15 protein-coding genes and 2 pseudogenes are annotated in these 20755 nt (G+C 38.3%); 7 read left to right on the plus strand and 10 right to left on the minus strand.

Annotated elements, in window-relative coordinates; translation table 11 throughout:
* Positions 1–130 precede the first annotated feature (130 nt).
* From MTO68_RS16870 to sdhC, 5 genes and pseudogenes are all read right to left on the minus strand, one after another.
* Positions 131–233, minus strand: a pseudogene (locus MTO68_RS16870) (hypothetical protein); the annotation flags it as partial.
* Positions 234–603: 370 nt separating this feature from the next.
* Positions 604–1314 (minus strand): succinate dehydrogenase iron-sulfur subunit, encoded by a 711-nt coding sequence (locus MTO68_RS16875; protein WP_244013555.1) that lies wholly within the window; start codon positions 1312–1314, stop codon positions 604–606.
* Positions 1315–1328: 14 nt separating this feature from the next.
* The gene (locus MTO68_RS16880) at positions 1329–3227 is read right to left on the minus strand and encodes an FAD-dependent oxidoreductase (RefSeq protein ID WP_004717286.1); all 1899 of its coding nucleotides are present in this window, start codon (positions 3225–3227) and stop codon (positions 1329–1331) included.
* Between the two features lie 12 nt (positions 3228–3239).
* Positions 3240–3605, minus strand: coding sequence for a succinate dehydrogenase, hydrophobic membrane anchor protein (sdhD, locus tag MTO68_RS16885; RefSeq protein ID WP_004717289.1), 366 nt, complete (start codon positions 3603–3605; stop codon positions 3240–3242).
* On the minus strand, positions 3605–4003 hold the full coding sequence (gene sdhC / locus MTO68_RS16890) for a succinate dehydrogenase, cytochrome b556 subunit (RefSeq protein WP_126606943.1): 399 nt from the start codon (positions 4001–4003) through the stop codon (positions 3605–3607). Before sdhC ends, sdhD begins: the two co-directional genes overlap by 1 nt.
* A 1070-nt stretch (positions 4004–5073) precedes the next feature.
* Here sdhC and gltA point away from each other — a divergent pair.
* The 3 genes and pseudogenes from gltA to MTO68_RS16905 all read left to right on the plus strand — a co-directional run bounded on the left by gltA (position 5074) and on the right by MTO68_RS16905 (position 9985).
* The gene (gene gltA / locus MTO68_RS16895) at positions 5074–6348 is read left to right on the plus strand and encodes a citrate synthase (RefSeq protein WP_004717293.1); all 1275 of its coding nucleotides are present in this window, start codon (positions 5074–5076) and stop codon (positions 6346–6348) included.
* Between the two features lie 273 nt (positions 6349–6621).
* Positions 6622–8189 (plus strand): annotated as a pseudogene (locus MTO68_RS16900) (peptide MFS transporter).
* Positions 8186–9985: an aminopeptidase P family protein gene (locus MTO68_RS16905; protein WP_244013557.1), complete on the plus strand. Its 1800-nt coding sequence runs from the start codon at positions 8186–8188 to the stop codon at positions 9983–9985. Before MTO68_RS16900 ends, MTO68_RS16905 begins: the two are co-directional and overlap by 4 nt.
* 131 nt (positions 9986–10116) lie before the next feature.
* Here MTO68_RS16905 and MTO68_RS16910 read toward each other — a convergent pair whose 3' ends face one another.
* Positions 10117–10785 carry a YARHG domain-containing protein gene (locus MTO68_RS16910; RefSeq protein ID WP_004823198.1) on the minus strand — a complete coding sequence of 223 codons (669 nt, stop codon included), beginning with the start codon at positions 10783–10785 and terminating at the stop codon, positions 10117–10119.
* 287 nt (positions 10786–11072) lie between these two features.
* Between MTO68_RS16910 and MTO68_RS16915 the strand changes: the two genes are divergently transcribed.
* Positions 11073–11675, plus strand: coding sequence for a DUF2306 domain-containing protein (locus MTO68_RS16915; protein ID WP_244015990.1), 603 nt, complete (start codon positions 11073–11075; stop codon positions 11673–11675).
* A 43-nt stretch (positions 11676–11718) separates the two neighbouring features.
* Here MTO68_RS16915 and MTO68_RS16920 read toward each other — a convergent pair whose 3' ends face one another.
* From MTO68_RS16920 to MTO68_RS16935, 4 genes are all read right to left on the minus strand, one after another.
* On the minus strand, positions 11719–13245 hold the full coding sequence (locus MTO68_RS16920; protein WP_244015991.1) for an NAD(P)/FAD-dependent oxidoreductase: 1527 nt from the start codon (positions 13243–13245) through the stop codon (positions 11719–11721).
* 293 nt (positions 13246–13538) lie between these two features.
* Positions 13539–14384: an SDR family NAD(P)-dependent oxidoreductase gene (locus MTO68_RS16925; protein ID WP_096734807.1), complete on the minus strand. Its 846-nt coding sequence runs from the start codon at positions 14382–14384 to the stop codon at positions 13539–13541.
* A gap of 28 nt (positions 14385–14412) precedes the next feature.
* The gene (locus MTO68_RS16930; RefSeq protein WP_004717305.1) at positions 14413–15366 is read right to left on the minus strand and encodes a metal-dependent hydrolase; all 954 of its coding nucleotides are present in this window, start codon (positions 15364–15366) and stop codon (positions 14413–14415) included.
* A gap of 376 nt (positions 15367–15742) precedes the next feature.
* Positions 15743–16699 (minus strand): metal-dependent hydrolase, encoded by a 957-nt coding sequence (locus MTO68_RS16935; protein ID WP_244013559.1) that lies wholly within the window; start codon positions 16697–16699, stop codon positions 15743–15745.
* Between the two features lie 457 nt (positions 16700–17156).
* Here MTO68_RS16935 and MTO68_RS16940 point away from each other — a divergent pair, with 457 nt between their 5' ends.
* The 3 genes from MTO68_RS16940 (at position 17157) to MTO68_RS16950 (ending at position 20727) form a co-directional block, all read left to right on the plus strand.
* Complete coding sequence (locus tag MTO68_RS16940; RefSeq protein ID WP_244013560.1) at positions 17157–17666, plus strand: hypothetical protein; 510 nt, start codon at positions 17157–17159, stop codon at positions 17664–17666.
* Positions 17667–18052: 386 nt separating this feature from the next.
* Positions 18053–19678 (plus strand): NAD+ synthase, encoded by a 1626-nt coding sequence (locus tag MTO68_RS16945; protein WP_034612475.1) that lies wholly within the window; start codon positions 18053–18055, stop codon positions 19676–19678.
* A 5-nt stretch (positions 19679–19683) separates the two neighbouring features.
* A complete protein-coding gene (locus MTO68_RS16950; protein WP_244013562.1) occupies positions 19684–20727 on the plus strand; it encodes a hypothetical protein in 1044 nt (347 codons plus the stop codon).
* Positions 20728–20755 lie beyond the last annotated feature (28 nt).

Raw genomic sequence — 20755 nt, forward strand, 5'->3', positions numbered from 1 at the left:
CCATTTCCTATTGCAAAAACATTAGAGGGTGCTTTTTAAGCACTCCCATGATTGATAATGCCAAATCGGTAAATTGACATTCACCCATCAGATACTCATGACCAAGGGGCGTTATAAACATTAGCTTTTACTAATGCATACAATGAATCATAACGCCCTCAATGGCATCATCACTCACTTATATACTCAACCGAAGCTGAGCAATTTTTTGCAAATCGACTTAGAAAAAACAAAGGCTTTTTTGCTTTTTCTAAAGCGGTTCTAATCTTTGCTTATAAAATTATTTATAAACTGATCTGGATCACACTTATGTAGAAAAAATGTACCAAAAACATGGTGTGTTTTTCACATATAGTGGTTTGTTAAATCGTAACATGATCTGTCACTTCAATTGATTTTTTTGACACATACCACCTATAAATTAGCGAAATACATACAAGAAATAATCTATTATTATCCATCCATTTATATCGGGTCTGTTGATACTTTTTCAATGCTTAAAGCTTAGATCCCATTCACTCGAACAAAAAACAACCATCTCATTAAAAATCCAATAAAAAAAGAGCGTACATCCCAAGATGTACGCCCTTTTTTCACATCGTATTAACCCGCTTGATCGAGCAACATGCTACGGATATGACCGATCGCTTTTGTTGGATTCAAACCTTTCGGACATACAGACACACAGTTCATAATCCCTTTACAACGGAATAATGAGAATGGGTCATCAAGACGTGATAAACGATCTTGTGTCGCAGTATCACGAGAATCAATAATGAAACGGTATGCATTCAACAATGCTGAAGGACCCAAGAATTTATCCGGGTTCCACCAGAATGATGGGCATGATGTTGAACAACATGCACAAAGAATACATTCATACAAACCATTTAAGTGCTCACGCTCTTCTGGAGATTGTAAACGCTCTTTTGGTGGTACAGGTTGATTATTGATTAAGAATGGATGAATTTTGTCATACTGATCGTAGAACTGATTCATATCCACAACTAAATCTTTCACTACTGGCAGACCAGGTAATGGACGAATGACGATTTTTTCAGGCAAATCGTTCAAGTTCCATAAACACGCAAGACCATTTTTACCATTGATATTCACACCATCTGAACCGCAAATACCTTCACGGCAAGAACGACGGAATGTTAATGATTCGTCTTGAACTTTTAATGCTAAAAGCGCGTCAAGCAACATACGATGCTTATCCGTCAACTCTAGTTTAAAAGTCTGCATATACGGTGCTTTATCCTTATCAGGATCATAGCGGTAGATTTCGAATGTACGTGTACCTCTACTCATCTTATTTCTCCCGATTAGAATGTACGTGGTTTAGGTTCAATTGGGTCTACAGACAATGGGCTGTAACGTACTGGCTTGTATTCAAGATGATTATCCGCTGAATACCATAAAGTATGTTTCATCCACTCATCGTCACGACGACCATATGAATAGTGCTCATCATCAGCAGGCAATTCATAATCTACAACAGTATGTGCACCACGACATTCTTTACGTGCAGCAGCAGAAATCAATGTTGCTTTCGCTACTTCGTATAAGTTTTCAACTTCCAAAGCTTCAATACGTGCAGTATTAAATACTTTAGATTTGTCTTTTAAATGAATGTTACGCACACGTGGTTCAATCGCAAGAATCTGCTTAACACCCTCATCAAGCAAGGCTTGAGTACGGAATACACCCGCGTGGTCTTGAACGATATCACGAATCGCATCCGCAACTTCTTGTGCATTTTCACCAGAAGTAGAATCATCTAAATGATTGATACGTTTCAAAGTGTTCACAAGTACATCATTTGGAAGTGGTTGGTATTCATCACCGTGATGTTTAGTCACGTAATCGATGATGTGTTCACCAGCAGCTTTACCAAATACAACCAAGTCAAGTAATGAGTTTGTACCTAAACGGTTTGCACCATGTACAGACACGCAAGAACACTCACCAATTGCATAGAACCCTTTTACAGGCACTGTATAATTCATTGTACCGTTGGTTGTGTATTCGTTTGCAGCTTTATCAAAACCTGCATAGAAATCTGCTGCATTTTTCGCTGTTTCAGGAATAACCACTTGACCATGAATATTGGTCGGAATACCACCCATTTGATAATGGATTGTTGGTACAACTGGAATTGGTTCTTTGGTGATATCCACGTTTGCGAATTTCTTACCAATCTCAAATACAGATGGTAAACGCTTCATGATGGTATCTGCACCCAAGTGAGTCATATCAAGTAGGATATAATCACCTTTAGGACCACAACCACGACCTTCTTTGATCTCTTGGTCCATAGAACGTGATACGAAGTCACGTGGAGCCAAATCTTTCAAAGTTGGAGCATAACGTTCCATGAACGGTTCGCCATCTTTGTTACGAAGGATTGCACCTTCACCACGACAACCTTCCGTTAACAATACGCCTGCGCCAGCAACACCCGTTGGGTGGAATTGCCAGAATTCCATATCTTGTAATGGAATACCCGCACGAGCAGCCATACCAAGACCATCACCAGTATTGATATAAGCATTGGTAGATGCACGGTAAACACGACCAGCACCACCTGTAGCAAACAATGTTGCTTTGGCTTGGAATACAGCAATTTTGCCTGTTTCTTGGTCAATTGCTGTTACACCGAGTACATCACCTGCTTCGTTACGGATTAAGTCTAATGCAATCCATTCAACGAAGAATTGAGTACCCATTTTCACGTTACTTTGATAAAGCGTATGAAGAAGCGCATGACCTGTACGGTCGGCAGCAGCACAAGCACGCGGAACTGGTTTTTCACCATAGTTCGCAGAGTGACCACCAAATGGACGTTGATAAATTGTACCGTCAGCATTACGGTCAAATGGCATACCTAAGTGTTCAAGCTCATAAACAACTTTAGGCGCCTCACGACACATAAATTCGATTGCATCTTGGTCACCTAACCAGTCAGAACCTTTTACCGTGTCATAGAAATGATAGTGCCAGTTATCGTCTTGCATGTTACCAAGCGATGCACCAATACCACCTTGAGCCGCAACAGTGTGAGAACGTGTTGGGAATACTTTAGTTAGCACTGCAACTTTCAAACCTGCTTGAGCAAGTTGATATGAAGCACGCATACCTGAACCACCACCACCAACGATGACTGCATCGAAGAACTGGCTTGGAATATTTGAATAATCTTCTTTAGGGGTTAAAGCGCCCATGACATTTTCCTATCAATTCGCCCAAAAAATCTGGATTGCCCAGATCGCATATGCAATAACAGCAATAATCACTGCTGAAGTTAACACGATGCGTAAACCTGAAGCTGAAGGACCCATCTGACGAGTAGTCACATAGTCAGTGAATACTTGCCACATACCAATCCAAGCATGCGCAACAAGAGATAAGACTGCCAATAAAGATAAAATCTTCATCGGAAGTGTCATCATAAAGCCAAACCATTGCTCATAGTTAAATCCGCCATTGCACAGAATCCAACCTAATACCACAACAGTATAAACAGCTAGAACTACAGCACTTACGCGTTGGATATACCAATCACGAGAACCTGAACCCGTTAAACCTGTAGCACTTTTCATTAGAGAACGATCCATACAAATGAAGCGATAACTGATATCGCAGCCAAGATTAATGCAATAGTTGCTGCTACGCGACCGCTTTGCAACTCTTCAGCAAAGCCTAGGTCAGCAAGTAAGTGCTTAATACCCATAATGAAATGGAATAATAAACCAGCGACAAATACCCATACGATAAAACGTACAATGAAGCCACCAAAGATTGCTTGAACTTGAGCAAAGCCTTCAGGCGAAGACAAAGACTTGTCTAAAAGCCACAAAAGTACCGGTACGAGTAAAAATACGATGACACCTGATAGACGGTGTAGAATTGATGCAATAGCCACAGGGGATTTTAAGTTTACATCTAAAACTTGACCCATGGACAAATTGACAGGTCTGTTGCTTTTCACAGCGGGCATCCTGTAAGTAAAAACTCCATCCGGAGTTTGTTGGAATTAATTCGAAGGAAAGCTAGCATTGTCAGACAAATTTAATTGCCTGAACTTTAAACGACACTGAATTATAAAACGTGCACTGTCAAAATACAAACCATCGAAATTGGCTTTTTCTTTAAAAATCACTCAAATAAGAATCATTTACACCCATTTGAAAAATAAAGCAGATCCCCCACCTCTGTTTTTCAAGGCTATCTCGTTATTTTTTATGACATTTAAACATATTACTTTTACACATAATTACGACTTATATTATTTTTATAAATTTAGACTAAAGCACAACATTACGGACAAAATCGTCCTGTGGTTGATTTCTCCCTGCTGTTTTATTTTTCATCAGCTGGTTAAGCTTTAGTAGATACCCAACATGTTATTTTAAAATAGTCCTTTATTCCTATTTTAAATGGGTGCCATTTAATTCAGTGATTTGACTGAAAGCTTTATAATAAGAAAGAAAGACTTAGTTTGTGAATAATTCATAATTTAGCTGCAAGATTTTATGGTATTTGATTATTCCTAAGGCAACTAAATGCCTATTTTTATACTGATTCGATTATTTTTTATCCTTTAAAAGCTTCAATAAAAACTATTTTTTAATCAATTAAGCATTAAAATGAAAATAAATATTTCATCAACTCATTTGGGTGTTTTTTACACAAAAATAATGGCAAAAGCTATGTAAGTCGTGAAATTCAGATGGTTTTAAAACAGCAACAATGCATTTCGCAACTTACAAAAGCCACAAAATATTGGTCAAAAATGCCATTTCCTGTCTAGCAATCACAATTATTTTTCTGCACCTTCTTTAGAATTTACCTTATTATACTGACCGACTCTGAAATTTAATGATCAATCTTACTGGTTAAAGTTAGACTAACTACTGATGAAAACATTGTTTTTTCATCCATAAGTATAATTGACAAAATTTCAGTACTCACTAAGCTAAATAGCAATTTTTGATCCGTCTGACTTGTACATTACAAGATGACTCAGCAAGTTAGATAAAATATCCACCAGGACAGGAGATCTATTGAATGTCTGCAGCAACTGGCAAGAAAGCCGTTCTAGAGCTTGATGGCAAAAAAATTGAATTACCAATTTACAGCGGCACATTGGGCCCAGATGTAATCGACGTTAAGGATGTGTTGGCTTCAGGTCACTTTACTTTTGATCCTGGTTTTATGGCGACAGCTTCTTGCGAGTCTAAAATCACTTTCATTGATGGTGATAAAGGCGTTCTTTTACACCGTGGTTATCCGATTGCTCAACTTGCAACTCAAGCTTCTTACTTAGAAACTTGCTATTTATTGTTAAGCGGTGAGCTTCCAACTGCTGAACAAAAAACAGACTTCGAAAACAAAGTCCGCAACCACACAATGGTTCACGATCAAGTTAGCCGTTTCTTCAATGGTTTCCGTCGTGATGCTCATCCTATGGCGGTTATGTGTGGTGTAGTGGGTGCGTTATCTGCGTTCTATCACAACGGTTTTGACGTTGAAAACGTAGACCACCGTGAAATCACTGCAGTTCGTTTAGTTGCTAAAATTCCTACTCTAGCTGCTTGGACTTACAAATATACAATCGGTCAACCGTTCGTATATCCACGTAACGATTTAAGCTATGCTGAAAACTTCTTGTACATGATGTTTGCTACTCCAGCAGATCGTGATTACAAAGTTAACCCTATTCTTGCTAAAGCAATGGATCGTATCTTTACGCTTCATGCTGACCATGAACAAAATGCATCAACGTCTACAGTACGTTTAGCTGGTTCTACAGGCGCTAACCCTTATGCATGTATCGCTGCGGGTATTGCTGCACTTTGGGGACCTGCGCATGGTGGTGCAAACGAAGCTGTTCTTAAGATGCTCGATGAAATCGGCTCTGTAGAAAATGTTGCACCGTTCATGGAAAAAGTAAAAACGAAAGAAGTTAAACTTATGGGCTTCGGTCACCGAGTTTATAAAAACTTCGATCCACGTGCAAAAGTAATGAAAGAGACTTGTGACGAAGTGTTAAGTGCACTTGGTATCAATGATCCACAACTTGCGCTTGCAATGGAACTTGAACGTATTGCATTAAGCGATCCGTACTTCATCGAACGTAAACTTTATCCTAACGTAGACTTCTATTCAGGTATCATCCTTAAAGCGATTGGTATCCCAACAGAAATGTTTACGGTAATCTTTGCGCTTGCACGTACAGTTGGTTGGATCAGCCACTGGTTAGAAATGCACAGCGGCCCGTACAAAATCGGTCGTCCTCGTCAGCTTTATACTGGCGAAACTCAACGCGATATCAAACGTTAATTCGTTACGCGTTCAGATCGAACAAGAGACCACCCTTTGGGGTGGTTTTTTATTACATATTCATACCAATTTTCATACCAATTGGTATAATCTATTTATTTTAAAATTCATTTAAAATCAAAACATAACAATACCAATATAGACATAGAAGACTGAAATTTATATTTTTACGATAAAACTTACAAATCACTACTTTAAAAAATACCTAACAAATAACTTTATTTTATATATTGTTTAAAAATTTTTAATCATACATTTTCAAAGGACTTGAAGATGCCTCAACATTTATCCAAACAAGTACACGACCCAGATCAAGCTTTTCTTGGTCACCCCCAACCATTAAAAGGCTTATTTTTTACCGAGCTTTGGGAACGTTTTTCCTATTATGGTATTCGCCCTTTATTAATCCTCTATATGGCGGCTTTAGTTGCTGATGGCGGTCTCGGTTTAGATCGCCCAACAGCATCAGCAATTGTCGGCTTATTTGCAGGCAGTATGTATTTAATGACTGTATTGGGTGGTTGGGTTGCTGACAATTATCTCGGTCAGGAGCGCGCTGTGTGGTACGGCTCACTGATCATCGCACTCGGACATTTATCCATTGCATTGGCAGCTTTATTTGGACATTTCTTTTTTTATTTTGGTTTAGTTTTGATTGTGATCGGTTCTGGTTTATTTAAAACCTGTATTTCCGTCATTGTTGGCACTTTATATCAGGCTCAAGATTCACGGCGTGATGCAGGATTTTCCATTTTTTATATGGGAATTAATCTAGGTTCGTTGATTGCCCCACTATTGACTGGTTTATTGGTTAAAGAACATGGTTGGCACTGGGGATTCGGAATCGGTGGCGTTGGAATGTTAATCGCCTTACTGATTTTTAAGTTAATAACTGTGCCTCAATTAAAACAATTTAATCATGTGCAAGGCAATGAAAATAACTGGGCTCGTCTTGTACATTACAATCCTAAAGCACCTCAAATGATCATAGGTTTTATTGCCGTTGTTGGCTTGATTATCGGTCTAGTTTCTCTTGGGATAGTTAACATCAATCCAATTCAGATTGCCACATATTTCACGATCACAATCTGTATTTGTATTGCCTTATATTTCAGCTATCTATTGCTCTTTGCTGGTTTGAATAATACTGAGAAAAAACAAATCATCATCTGTTTTATTTTACTCATCACCGCTGCACTTTTCTGGTCAGCATTTGAACAAAAACCAACATCTTTCAATCTTTTCGCCCAAGACTTTACAGATCGCCAATTCTTTGGCTTTGAAATACCCGCAGTTTGGTTTCAATCGATTAACCCGCTTTTCATTATTATTTTCGCACCGATCATCGCATGGCTTTGGGTTAAATTAGGCAAACAAAATCGTGACCCTAGCTATATCACCAAATTCATTATTGCTTTACTTCTCGCTGCGGGTGGTTTTCTCGTGATGAGCATTGCCAGTTACTTGATCACCCAAAATGGTGGAACTGTTTCTGCATTGTGGATCGCATCAAGCCTCCTGCTTTTAACACTAGGTGAATTATGCTTAAGCCCTGTTGGTCTTTCAACGATGACTAAACTTGCTCCAACCATCATTCGTGGACAAGTGATGGGGCTTTGGTTTACAGCATCTGCTTTAGGAAACTTAATGGCAGGTTTAATCGGTGGTCATGTTTCTATCCATGAAGTTGACCAATTACCCTTGCTATTTGTGCGATGTGTCATCGCTTTACTTCTTGGCGCACTCGTTCTATGGTTAATGAGAAAACCGATTCGTAAATTACTCAATCAAACATCGACCCCCTCTCAAAATCTATTGATATGCAATTGGAAAAAGTATGAACAGTTTGTCACCTGCCAACAAATTAGAAAACCTTCGTACAATTATGAAGAAATATCAGCAGGATGCCTTTATCGCCATGAGTGCAGATCCACATATGTCAGAATATCTACCTGATTATTGGAAAATACGTCAATGGCTAACAGGCTTTACAGGTTCAGTCGGCACAATTGTAGTCACTCAAAACTTCGCAGGTTTATGGGTAGATGGTCGATATTGGGTACAAGCTGAACAGCAACTGGAAAATACAGGTTACGTTTTACAAAAGCAGACACCTGATGAATCATCAACACATTTGGCTTGGCTTTCACAACATTTAGCCAAAGATGCAAAAATTTCAGTCAATGGACACACCATTTCCGCATTACAGTTTGATGCGCTAAGTCAAGTTGCTCAATCCCAGCAATTTGAAATCCGAACAGACTTAGATTTAATTGATGAAATTTGGACTGAACGCCCAGCACTGCCCCTACAACCCATTTGGCAAATGGCAGATGATTTAAATGCGCAAACACGCTTAGAAAAAATAACTGCGATCCGTCACAAACTTATTCAGAAAAAAGCAACGGGGCATTTTATTTCTGCACTTGATGATATTGCTTGGATTTTGAATTGTAGGGGGCGTGATGTTGAATATAACCCCGTGTTCTTAGCACACTTATATATTGACCATTCTCGAACTGTGCTTTTTATTGATGATGCAAAGCTCTCAACTGAAATGCAGCAAAGATTTGCTTTGGATAACATTGAAATCTTAGCTTATAACGCAAGCATCGAGTTTTTACTCGAACTTAAACAAAATATTTTAATTGATCCTGCTAAAGTCTCAATTTCATCTGCACAGGCCATTGAGCAGCAAAGTCATTTAGTCCAAGACATTAATCCAAGCAGTTTATTTAAATCATGTAAACATCCTTCAGAAATTGCACATGTGCGCAGTGCGATGACCAAAGATGGTGTTGCCCTATGTCATTTCTTTCATTGGCTAGATAACGCATTGGCTGATAAAGAATCGATCAATGAACTCACCATCGACGAAAAAATTTCAGGCTTTCGCGCACAACAAGCAGGTTTTATTGGATTAAGCTTCTCGACAATTGCAGGCTTTAATGCAAACGGTGCATTACCACACTATCGCGCTACAGAAGAAAGCTTTAGCGAGATTAGTGGTGATGGTTTGCTGCTGATTGATTCAGGCGCACAATATGATGAAGGAACCACAGATATTACCCGTGTTGTTCCCATAGGCACCGCAAGCGTTGAACAAAAGCGCGATTATACACTTGTATTAAAATGTCATATTGCGCTTGCACAAAGCGTTTTCCCTGAAGGCATTGCATCACCTCTTTTAGATTCGATCACACGTCAAACCCTGTGGAAATATGGTTTGGATTATCGTCATGGTACAGGTCACGGTGTCGGCTATGCATTGAATGTTCATGAAGGCCCACAAGTGATTTCATATTATGCCCCAGTCACACCATCCACCAAGATGCGTGAAGGGATGATTACCTCTAATGAACCAGGCTTATACCATCAAGGCAAGTACGGCATTCGAATTGAGAATCTTGTCGTCAACAAAATTAAGCATTTTGAAGATACGACCTATGGTCAATTTTTAGAATTTGAAACACTAACACTGTGCCCGATTAACCTGACGTGTATCGTTTTAGACCTACTCAGTCATGATGAAAAAGCATGGTTGAATCAGTACCATCAAACAGTCAGAGAGCGATTAGCACCTCACTTAGAAGGTGATGTTTTAAACTGGCTAAATGAAAATACCCAAGCTATTTAACATTTTCCGTAAAATTTAAAAAGCTCAAAGTACCTGACTTTGGGCTTTTTAAAGCAAAAATAATGATATAAATCAAATTAAAATGCTTTTGCTTTAGCTATCATTTAAACCAGATATAATCAAAATATGGATCAACGACCCCATTCCATTTTCGCCATATACGGACGAATTTTTTTAATACGTTGGATATTGGTCTTTTCAATCTGAGTTAATTGATTTTCAACATTGGTACTGCATGGCATATACCAATTATCGTTAGCAAATTGAGAGGCAATCTCTTTATTGGCAAATGAATAACCATGACGCGCATAAATTTCATTACGCATCCAGTCCAGTTCTTCAGGAGGAATTTGTAGATCCTCATCTTTTAATAAACGTTGTGATGCAACTGGATAATCACCGACATCTTTTTGATAGCGACACTGTTGCGGCGTTAAGTCAAAATATTTTGGTTTAACCTTAGCCGTTGTAGATTCCCAACTAGACTCCAACACATTCGGCTGATTCTGTTTTACAGTAAACGTAAACACACCACTACTTGCTTTAGCACCACTTTCTGTTGCGGTAATTTTATAGCCTTGTGAAGTTGTCTGTACTTTCCCTGAGAAATTTTGTTTATTTTTACCGAGAACACTATAGCCTTTGACCTGATTACGATCGATAGATTGGATGAAAACAGCAATTTTCTGCTCATCATATTTTCCAGACCAAGATTTTTGCAACTGTTGAATATCCAGTGCATAGCTATTCTGGAAACCAATCATTCCTAATCCGACAAGTGCGATTAAACTTTTATTCATTGTTATACCTATTTGTTATGAAGATATTGGATGCATTTTCACATTGATTTTAGATTAAATTGTTTGCTTTGTGATCTACTTTAAGATAAATAAATCAGGATTCTCTGTGGTTTATTTTAAAATCTATGCCATACCCAAACATAAATATGCTGTCTCAGCCTATCTTCCACTATAATTTCTCAATCACCATTCCATTATAAGCAGTGATGAACAAAACAAAAACCGCCTTGGCATATTCAAGCTTGAGTCTAATTTCACTCGTGATCTATGCTTATTTATGCTATCTCATGGTCGCAATATGTTTGCAATATTTCCCATGGCAAACTGATCAGCATTTTCTCTTGTTAAAGCAAGATGTAGTCAATACTCAACCTTGGCAGGCGGCTTTTAAAGTCCATGTGATCAGCAGTAGTTTTGTACTCATCGCTGGATTTACACAGTTTTTCCGTGTCTTTCGCACGCGTTATCCCCGAATTCATCGCTGGAGTGGTTGGCTCTACATCACCACCATTTTGGGGCTGTCTTTACCCAGTGGCTTAATTTTAGCTTTTTCAGCGGCTGGAGGGTTATCCACACAAATCAGCTTTGTCTTATTAAGTTCACTCTGGGCGATCACCACCCTATCCGCTTTGTACTTTTTATTGAAAAAGCGCTGGATTTTACATCGTGACTGGATGATCCGTAGTTTTGTACTCAGTCTTTCAGCGCTGAGCTTAAGGACATGGAAAATCGTGCTTTATCAGTTACAACCTTATTTTGATTGGTTAACCCCAATTCACATCTATCAGTTAGAATCTTGGTTAGGTTGGGTGGTCAATTTAATCCTAGCTGAAATCATTATTATTCGATTACATCGTCGCACAAGACAAAAAATAAGAGCCCTAAATTAATTTAGGGCTCTCATAAAAAGTGTTCAGCAATTGAATGCTAAACTTATTTTTTACTCACGCTATAATGGTTTAAATCTAGTTGTTTTAATTGGTTGCGTAATTGTTGCAATGACCATGGCCATGCTGCAAAGTTACGACCATTTTCATCCAGATAATAAGACTTACACCCACCCGCATTAAATACAGTGGTTTTTAAATGTTTCTGCAGACGTTTATTATGCTGGGCAAGCACATCCGCTTTGATTTCAAAGCGAGTGAATTTTTGCTCACGCATTTTTAACAAGCCATCAACAATATAGCCGACTTGTGCTTCCGCGATACCAATAAATGAATCATAGACCAGAATGTTTGGACCGAGGACCAAGAACGCATTCGGTACATGTTCAATACTGGCGCCCAAATATGCTTCAGGTGAACTATTTTTCCAACGCTCAGCAAGGACTTGACCATTGCTATCATAAACCCGTTTACCAATCGGAGGATGTGAAACTTCAAAGCCTGTTCCCCAAATAATCACATCCACTTCATGACGTTCACCATTTGCTGCAACCACTGTATTTCCATCAATTTCAACCAAACCATGTGCAATCAGATTCACATTATCTTGTTGTAGTGCTGGATAATAATTGTTTGCAAACAATAAGCGCTTACATCCAATGGTAAAGTTCGGTGTCACTGCTTTACGCAAGGTTTCATCTTTAATTTGTAGTTTGAGTAATTGCTTACTTAGGAAATTCACGGGTTCCAATACTTTAGGATTACGCAATCCAAAGTTAATCCCATTTAAAATCTGTGCAATGCTATTACGCCAAGTTTGCTGAATGATTGGGAATCGAGAAATGATCCCTTTAGCCGTTTCGTTTAACTCCATATCCGCCTTGGGTAGTACCCACGGTGCTGTACGCTGGAATACGATCAGCTGTTTCGCTAAAGGTTGTACTTGTGGGATAAACTGAATTGCAGAAGCCCCTGTACCAATCACTGCAACACGCTTACCCGTTAAATCATAATCATGATTCCAACGTGCTGAATGGAACATTTCACCTTTAAAACTTTCAATTCCTTTTAATTTCGGCAAAGCAGGTTCAGTAATCGGTCCTGTCGTAAAGATCACCGTCTTGGCTTGATATTGACCTTTTGATGTTTCTAAGTGCCAAATATGTTGTGCTTCATCCCATTTGGCACTGATCAATTCATTATTAAATTCAATTTTCTCACCAAGATCATATTTTTCCACCACTTCTTCTAAATAGCTTAGAATTTCTGGTTGCTTGGCAAATAAATGACTCCACTTATGGCTTGGTGAGAAAGAAAATGAATAAAGTGCTGAGGGTACATCACAACCGCAGCCCGGATAATTATTGTCGCGCCATGTTCCTCCCACACGACTGGCTTTTTCAAGGACCACATAATCGTTATAGCCTGCTTGATTCATTTTATAAGCAGCAGCAATCCCTGAAACACCCGCACCAACCACAATGGTGTCATAGATGTGCACAGCTTCTTTGTGCTGAGTCTTTGGCGCTTTTTCTTCAGCCGATTGTTCAAGCTTTTTAGATTGAGCGCTTATTTGTGTTTCAACTTTTACCTCAGGCTTATTTTTAGCTTTAGCTGGAGTTTGGACTTCAGCTTTAGGGTGATTTGCTTTCGCTGGCTTTGTAACAGTCTTTGCCTCAACTTGCTTATCTACAAGTACTTTTTCTTTAAGCTGTTTTGCTTCAAGCGATTTGTCTTGCAAAGTATTCTGTTGAGTCACCTGTTTAATGTCTTCGACTGTAGTTTGGGTTGAGTTTTGCTCTACGCTTTTCTCTTTAGGCAGCGTAGCTAAAGTTGTTTCTGTTGTCATATTGATCTACTCGCAGCTTATTTGATGTATTTGTTAAATAATGGATATCCGATACCCAGCGCTTTGGCATATAAGGTGGGTGACGCACGTTTTAATATCCAAAACAGTTTTGCATCTGGCTGAGGAATGGTGTAAAGCTTGCCTGCATCTAAGTTATTTAAGGTTTTAATCACCACCTGATCACTGGTGGTAAATGCATGATTCATCAGTAAATCATCTGCTAAACCCGCATAATGACCAGGCAAACGACCATTTTTCATAATATTTGTAGGCACTAATGTTGGACACAGCACATTCACTCGAATGTTGTCACCGCGAAGCTCTGCTGAAAGGGTTTCTGACAATGCCAGCACACTGGATTTTGTTACGTTATAAGCAGTCATTTCGGGAGCTGCTGTATAGCCCGCAGCTGAAGCAACATTGATAATTGCTCCATAACCTTGTTGCTTAAACTGAGGAACAAAATAATGACAACCATGAATAACCCCCCAGAGGTTGACATGCATACACCATTGCCAATCTTCCAGTGACACTTCATCAAACTTACCGCCCAGCCCTACACCCGCATTATTAATGATCAAGCTTACAGGATGATTCATTAATTTTTCGGCTTGTTCTGAAAGTGCTTTTACTTGCTCTTTCTCACCCACATCACATTGCACAGCAAATGCTTTAGCTGAAGTTTGTGATTCAATCAAACTGACAGTTTCTTTGGCTGCATCCAGATTTATGTCAGCACAAACAATTGTTCCTCCACGTTTTGCAAGTTCCATTGCAAAACTACGTCCAATGCCACTGCCTGCGCCAGTCACGACCGCATAAGCATTTTGGCTCGGCTTAACTTTTTTAGAAAAAATACCCATAAACTTTAAATCCATCTCTTTTAGGTTTTTATGAACGCAATGCAGGATAAAATTCTTTCGTCAAATATGGCGTAAGAAGACCTGTCTTTGGATTCAGTAGTTTCTCTTTGTAATAGTCCAAAAATTCAGATGTATCATGATCATTTGGATGAAAATCGGGACGAAGATAATCAAAAATATGTTTAAAGCTACTGCCGTAAACACCATCTTTTAAGCCAAAGATCAGGCGAAAATTATATGGAATCTCTTTCCAATAACGTAAGCTAATCAGGTTCTTAGGATTGCGATAAAAAGGAACTAAAAATGATGCAGCTGAAATCAGCACCAAAATCGTGATTAATGCGGGAAAGAATCCAGCAATACGTAATAAATAGTTATTGGATAATTCTTGAAACACATCGAAAGCAATATCCTTATGCTCTGATTCTTCAAGCATATGCCACATCCAGATTGCCCGTTGTTTTTCATCTTGCGAACGGAAGAACACTTCTTCATGATTCATCATGTATTCTGCAAGTACCGCAGTAAAATGTTCGATACCAGCCATCAACGACAATTTCATCGGTTGTGGAAGACGCTCAAACCCATATTCAAAAGCCCAGCCAGCCCAAGTACGAAACAGCTTTACTGGCAAATCACGAATTAAATAAGCGTCATTTAACTCTTCATGCATTTTTGAATGAATCGCCTCTTGACCAATCAATGAAGTGACACGTTGCTTCAATAATGGATCGGTAATGAAATCACGATGATAACGAGCAGTATCAATCACAAGATCTTCACCACGTGTTAAGAAAATCGACAGTGAGGCAAAATATGCACTTGCCAATTCTGCATCCATATAAAATCGGTGATCTACTTGCGCTGGGTCAAAATCAAACTTCATATGTCGAATTGGAATAATCGGCGTTTGATTTTCCAGACTGAATGGCGCCGCAGCAAAAACTTTAGCAACGGCTTTCTTAATTGGCTTAGCGAACATAGCTGGTACTCTTTATTCATTTAATATGGCAATCCATTTCATCGTCTTTACGCTGATGAGCTACAGATCGCCTTTTGAGTAAAAACTCTACTTTGATGGCTAAAAATTACGACATGCTTTGTCAATTACCATTGGCACATGCATTCATTCGGTTTGCAAATTATGACAACCTTAGATAATTGTCAGACAATCACTTTTAAGAGTTGCCTCCACTGATAAAGAATGTCCCTTAAAAACAATTTTTATAAAGTGCTTGGTTAAAATCACAGCTTTAAAAAAAGCTTTTCCTTCAAAAAATTGATGGAAAAGCTCAGTATCGATCTACAACATCGTTTTTATATTGAATAGAAAACTTGAACGCTAAGATTGAATAAAATTACATCCGTAAAGCAGGGGTAAACGCTTTAACAAAATAAGGGGTGAGTGTGCCTGTTTCAGGATCAAGTAATTCTTTTTTGAAATAGTCTAAAAGCTCAGCTGTATCATGATCATTAGGATGAAAGTCTGGGCGCAAATAATCAAAAATATGACCTAAACTGCTACCAAAAACACCATTGTCTCGACTAAATAATAAATCCCAACTGCCCTTTGCCTCTTTCCAAAAACTTAGACTAAAAGTATTCATTGGACGTCGTAAAAATGGCAACATCAATGCGCCAGCACCCACGCCTAAACCCAAAGTAATCAACGCAATAAAGAATCCTGAAATTCGTAATGGATAATTTGCAGAAAGCACTTGATAAGTATCATAAGCAATATCTTTATGCTCAGACTCTTCCAGCATATGCCATAACCATAAAGCACGTGTCTTTTCATCAAGAGAATGATTAAAGATATCTTGATGCGTCATGGCATATTGAGCAAAGACAGCGGTGAAATGCTCAATCCCAGCCATCATTGAAAGCTTTAAAGGCTGTGGGAATTTTAAAAAAGTATGGTTAAAAACTTGTCCTGCTAAAAACCGATACAACTGCACAGGCAAATTATTTGGAATCATGGTTTCATTGTATTCTTCGTGGACTTTGGAGTGAATTGCCTCTTGTCCAATCAAACTGGTTAAACGCTGTTTTAAAACTGGGTCTTGTATTTGATCACGATGATGTCGTGCGGTTTCGATCACCAATTCTTCACCATAGGTTAAAAAAATTGACAATGCGGCAAAATAAGCAGTCGCCCACTCTTTTTGCATAAAAAATTTAACATCCAACTCATCTGGACTAAATTTAAAATTGAAGTGACGAATCGGGATATTCGCAATCTGATCTTTTAAATTAGGCAATCGACTTGGAAAAGCTTTTGCAAACACTTTTTTGACAGGCTTAGCAAGTAACATATGAAGCACCTATTGTTTATTTAGGGATCAAGGATTTGACTGAAAACCAGTTCAAATTCACATTTCAAGTAAAAAATCCTATTTATGTTGGAAAAGTAAGCCATCTGGATTCAAATACCACTGACATTTCAGGTCAATCCATTGGCAATTTATGACTATTCAATAAAGTGTCTGACAAATAAGGGCTGAGCTTGCCTCTACTGATAAATAATGACCTTTGCGGACAAGTCATTAGCTTTGGCTTACTTAAATCATGATTTAATTTTTGGGTGTACCGAACCCTAACTACGGATACGCTACATAACTGAAATCAGGCAACAAGAAAAGTTTCATGTCAGCATATATACAATAGACAGTTTTTTTATCGTGGTGTATCTGGGTCACAGTTAATCTTTGGGTCAAACTGAATCAGTGCTAAACTTATGGATGTACTTTTTACACAGCACAAAATAAAACAATGTTCAATTTCATTTGGCGCTTTGTACAACTTCTTCGATTGGATCAATTCAAATATCGTAAATTGACAGATGGCGAAATTCGTATTAGCCAAAGTGTATTTGGAGATTTAATTGACTACAGCCAAGTCAAGGTGATGAATCATCCTTATTTACCGTGGCAGCCTGTTGGTATTTTGATGGCGCCCAATGGTTATATCCACTTAAAAGATGCAGACTATTGTGAAGACTTCTCCTGTATGAGCTTGGGTTATCAAGCTGTTTTTATTCATGAAATGGCCCATGTTTATCAATATCAGCGTCATGAGAATGTATTACTTAAGGGGGCGATTTTACAGTCCGCACTTTACCTGAGTTTGGGTAAATATAACCCTTATCGCTACACCCTCATTCAAGGAAAAGCTTATTTCGATTACAATATTGAGCAACAAGGTGATATCGCCAAAGATATTTATTTAAATCGAATTGAAAATATTATTCTGGATAAAAATTCAGTCAATCCTTCAATTTAAGCGCTTTATTTTGATGCTAACTTATACAAATTAAGTGATACATTTCACAAAAAATATTTAAAGCTGATTTTTTCCAATATAAAATCCAAAAAATAATGAAAAATCACTAGTTTCTATAAAAAAAATACACTAAATTCATGAGGTCATTGATGGTGTACTGAATAAACTTAATGAATCACTAGCTTCTGACGTTTTTTTAGTTAAAATACTCAATGTCTGAAATTTTTGCCTTGCAAGAAAATAAAGATTTTTGATGATTTTTAATGATTTTATAGTTTCGCCCTTTGGCAATTTCTGTGATATCTATATACATATGTTGAATAACTACATTTTAAAAATCAACAATTTGTATATAAATTACCCTATTGGAATAGGATTTGGTTTAAATGAAAAGTTTTAAAATTGCTCTCGCGCAATTCTCTCCATTCATTGGTGATATTGAGTCGAACGTTCAAAAAATGATTGAACAAGCCAATGATGCAAAAAAACAGAATGCTGAAATTGTTGTTTTCCCTGAACTTTCTATAATCGGTTACCCTGCCGAAGATTTGCTTTTACGCCCAAGCCTAGCAAAGCGTACTGCACAAGCTTTCGAGAAACTGTCTACTGTTAAAGACATCGTGATGGTATTTGGTTTTGCCAATCTTACTGACGATGGTCAACGCTACAATGCTGCTGCAGTGATGAAAGATGGACAAGTTTTAGGGGTTTACAACAAACAAAATCTTCCTAATTACAGCGTTTTTGATGAAAAGCGTTATTTTAATGAAGGACATCAACATCTTGTATTTGAGTACTTAGGTCATAAGTTCGGAGTCCTGATTTGCGAAGATGTATGGTCTTTAAATACAGTTCAACAGCTTGCTCAACTCAATGTGGAAAGTGTTTTGGTCTTGAATGCTTCACCTTATGAAGTCGGCAAACCGCAACATCGTATTGAAACATTAAAAGAGTTGGCAAAACAGCTCCACCTCAATGTGGTTTATATCAACCAAGTGGGCGGTCAAGATGATCTCATTTTTGATGGGACCAGTTTTGTCATTAACCATTCAGGTGAAGTTGCGTTACAAGCACCAAGCTTTAAAGAAGATCTCTACTTTGCTAACTACCAAATAGAAAACAAAGCCTATCAAGTGGTTGAAGCTGCGCCAGCATTAAACACTATGGCTGAGATCTATCAAGCGTTGGTTTTAGCAACACGCGACTATGTACAACGCTCAGGTTTCCCAGGTGTGATTTTAGGCCTATCAGGCGGTATCGACTCAGCTTTAACCTTGGCAATTGCAGTTGATGCGATTGGCGCAGATAAAGTTCAAGCCGTGATGATGCCTTATACCTACACATCACAAATTAGTGTGGAAGATGCCACTGAACAAGCAAAACGTATGGGTGTTACTTTTGGTATTGCCGAAATTCATCCTATCGTAAATAGCTTTATGCAGACCTTGTTCCCATTCTTTGGTAACTCACCTGCGGATACAACTGAAGAAAACCTTCAAGCGCGTGCACGTGGTACATTGCTTATGGGCTTATCCAACAAGTTTGGTAACCTTGTGCTTGCAACAGGCAATAAGTCTGAGCTTTCTGTCGGTTACTGCACACTGTATGGCGATATGGTAGGTGGTTTTGCTGTACTCAAAGATGTTTATAAAACCATTGTTTTTGAATTGGCTAAGTACCGTAACAGTATTTCTGAAACGCCGGTGATTCCTGAACGGGTTATTTCTCGTCCACCATCAGCAGAACTTCGTCCTGATCAAAAAGACCAAGACTCTTTACCTGCTTATGATGTACTTGATGCCATTCTATATGCATATATTGAGGAAGAACAAAGCCAAGAAGACATCATTGCCAAAGGTTTTGAACGTGCAATCGTCGAAAAAGTCATTCAGCTTGTCGACCGCAACGAATACAAGCGTCGTCAAGGTTCAATTGGACCACGTATCAGCTCACGCGCATTTAGCCGTGAACGCCGTTATCCGATTGTAAATGGCTGGAAAGCAGGTGTATAAGCCTCGTGAATGTGAATAATTCACCTCCACCTTCGAGCTTTGCTCAGGAACTTGCTCAAGCACTCTTGCTTGAGCAAGTTCGCTTTATTAAAAAACAACTCTTAGATCAAAAAAATCCGCAATTTATTCAAAATTTTATTTCCCAAACCTATCAAAATGCAGACAAAATCCTTTTAAAAAATGTGATTCAACTTGAGCAACTGCAGTCTGTAGTGCAAAAATATGCTTTTGAATTGAATTTAGGCGCAGATATTCTTGAATTTATCGGTGTCGTCGCTCAAAAAATTCATCAATATGCCATTCATAGTCAAACCATTTTCAATGATCTACTCTCAGATGAGTCTTTTGAACTGTGGATGTTTAAAATCTTAGAATTAGAACAATTAAGAGACTATATTCAAGAAAACTTACAGCACAACCCGCAGATTCAACAGGTTAGCCTACAGCTTGCCAACCAGATTTTAGAAAGCAACACGCCTTGGCTCAACCAGCTGCGTCAATACACCGTTAAACACAACCGTATTGGCGCGAAAGTCATTAACTTTATTCAAGATCAGCAACACAATATTGAGCTTAAATTAGAACAGCAACTTGCAACTGCTATCCGTAGCCAACTCAGCAATATCATTCTACTGCCTAATGAAGACCTGGCAGATATCGCTACACATGTTTGGAATGAAGTTAAGCAACGCTCATTAAAAGAGGCTTTCTCTCAAGTTCAATCGATTGATTTTGAAGAATTCTTTATTCTTGTTTATGAAACTTGGAAAGAATTACGTCAAACAGAATATATGCAACAGGTTATTTTAAATGTTGTCGAAGCATTTTATGAATACTTTGGCGAATATAGCTTACAAGAATTACTACACTCGGTTGGGTTAGATCAAAACGATTTATTTATCGAAGCAGATCGCTTTATTCCACATACACTAGGTGCTTTAGATCAGCATGGCTTATTGGATGAGATCATTCAATCCTTGATTGCGCCATTCTACCTTGACACGCAAACACAAAGATTTATAGAAAATTATTTAGCAGAAAAAGCTTAATCAAACATTCCACTGGATTTTTTCAGTA

Origin of the sequence: Acinetobacter sp. NyZ410 (assembly GCF_022828975.1) — a bacterium.
Lineage (GTDB): Bacteria > Pseudomonadota > Gammaproteobacteria > Pseudomonadales > Moraxellaceae > Acinetobacter > Acinetobacter guillouiae.

Bases quoted from the DNA above. Each gene is read 5' to 3' on its own strand.
- MTO68_RS16935 (WP_244013559.1), bottom strand. From the start codon at position 16,699: ATGTTACTTGCTAAGCCTGTCAAAAAAGTGTTTGCAAAAGCTTTTCCA.
- MTO68_RS16880 (WP_004717286.1), bottom strand. From the start codon at position 3,227: ATGGGCGCTTTAACCCCTAAAGAAGATTATTCAAATATTCCAAGCCAG.
- MTO68_RS16940 (WP_244013560.1), top strand. From the start codon at position 17,157: ATGTTCAATTTCATTTGGCGCTTTGTACAACTTCTTCGATTGGATCAA.
- MTO68_RS16875 (WP_244013555.1), bottom strand. From the start codon at position 1,314: ATGAGTAGAGGTACACGTACATTCGAAATCTACCGCTATGATCCTGAT.
- sdhD (WP_004717289.1), bottom strand. From the start codon at position 3,605: ATGAAAAGTGCTACAGGTTTAACGGGTTCAGGTTCTCGTGATTGGTAT.
- sdhC (WP_126606943.1), bottom strand. From the start codon at position 4,003: ATGCCCGCTGTGAAAAGCAACAGACCTGTCAATTTGTCCATGGGTCAA.
- MTO68_RS16905 (WP_244013557.1), top strand. From the start codon at position 8,186: ATGAACAGTTTGTCACCTGCCAACAAATTAGAAAACCTTCGTACAATT.
- MTO68_RS16925 (WP_096734807.1), bottom strand. From the start codon at position 14,384: ATGGGTATTTTTTCTAAAAAAGTTAAGCCGAGCCAAAATGCTTATGCG.
- MTO68_RS16915 (WP_244015990.1), top strand. From the start codon at position 11,073: ATGGTCGCAATATGTTTGCAATATTTCCCATGGCAAACTGATCAGCAT.
- gltA (WP_004717293.1), top strand. From the start codon at position 5,074: ATGTCTGCAGCAACTGGCAAGAAAGCCGTTCTAGAGCTTGATGGCAAA.
- MTO68_RS16930 (WP_004717305.1), bottom strand. From the start codon at position 15,366: ATGTTCGCTAAGCCAATTAAGAAAGCCGTTGCTAAAGTTTTTGCTGCG.
- MTO68_RS16910 (WP_004823198.1), bottom strand. From the start codon at position 10,785: ATGAATAAAAGTTTAATCGCACTTGTCGGATTAGGAATGATTGGTTTC.
- MTO68_RS16945 (WP_034612475.1), top strand. From the start codon at position 18,053: ATGAAAAGTTTTAAAATTGCTCTCGCGCAATTCTCTCCATTCATTGGT.